This is a genomic window from Frankia sp. AgKG'84/4 (assembly GCF_023242965.2).
Classification (GTDB): Bacteria; Actinomycetota; Actinomycetes; order Frankiales; family Frankiaceae; genus Frankia.
The window spans coordinates 1-1145 of record NZ_JALKFU020000772.1 but is presented as its reverse complement, the minus strand read 5'-3'; the positions used below and the strand labels follow the sequence as shown (position 1 = coordinate 1145).

The window sequence follows — 1145 nt, the reverse complement described above, 5'->3', positions numbered from 1 at the left end:
CGCCGCGACCGTGTCGGGCGACTCGGCGGTCCGTGCCTCGCTGGGCGCGGGCGCCTCGATGGTCGACGGCACCGGCGTGAACGCCTCGGCTCCGGACAGTCCGGCCGGGTCGGACGGCACCGACGCCTCGGACGCCTCGGACGCCTCGAACGCCTCGGACGGGTCGGCCGCATCGGGCAGGTCCGCCGGTTCGGCGGCGGGCGGCACGCTGTCAGCGGCCCACGGGAAGGCGGTTTCGGCGGAGGACTCCGCCGTGGTGGGCTCGATGGCGCTGGGCCACGAGCCGTCGGGCGGCGGGACCAGCGATGTTTCCGGGCTCTCCGGTTTCGGGTCCGCTGACATGGTCTGCTTCCTCTCTGGCTGGTGCTGCCTGGTGTTGCCGGGTCCTGCCTGATCTCGGCTGCCTGATCTCGGCTGCCTGGTGACGGCTACCCGCACCTGCGGCGCCGTCTGCCGCGGACGTCCCGCTCGGCCCGGCCCGCGAAGGTCCGGCTCGCCGGTACGTGGATGACGCGACCCCGCGGCGCCCCGGCGAGCGGGAGCAACCGCCGGTGCGCCGGCAATCAACCAACGCGAGGAGTTCACGTCCTGTTCCTCGAGACGCCGGTACCCCGCCATCATTGTTGATAACGCGATGTTCGGGGATGTGGATTAGCCGACTCCCGGCGCGCCCCAGGCCCCAGTCACCGACAGATCACCATATACCTGTACATAACGCACCTACCGCCTGGTCACTCCGCGGCATCGGTTTACTCACAGATAGGACAAGGCAAGACCACCGGCGGACAGTGGGAACTATCGCGTGTGGCGGGGCGGCGTCGGCTCGTTGTCGGTTACGGTGCCCTCAGCAGGGCCGATGCGTCAGGGGGTGGCGGATGTCGGAAGCCCGGATGCCGCAGGCCCAGCCGTCGGCGGCACGCCCGCCGGGCGCCGCCGGTGCGCTCGCGGGCTGGCACGGCGAGGAGCCGCTCGAAGGCGTGGCGACGCTCGCCGACCGGCTCGCCCGCGGCGAGCTGACCTCGCGGGACCTCGTCGAGGCCGCGCTCGGCCGGATCGAGGCGACCAGGTCGACCGTCAACGCCTTCCGCTGGGTCCGCGCCCGCGAGGCGCTCGAGGAGGCCACTGCCGCCGACGCCGCGCTGGCC

Annotated in this window: 2 pseudogenes; one reads left to right on the top strand and one right to left on the bottom strand. The window is 72.8% G+C overall.

From position 1 onward, the window contains the following. Window positions 1-342 (bottom strand): annotated as a pseudogene (locus MXD58_RS25115) (hypothetical protein); the annotation flags it as partial. A 533-nt stretch (window positions 343-875) separates the two neighbouring features. On the opposite strand from MXD58_RS25115, the pseudogene MXD58_RS25110 reads away from it, so the two are divergent. Continuing rightward, window positions 876-1145 (top strand): annotated as a pseudogene (locus MXD58_RS25110) (amidase); the annotation flags it as partial.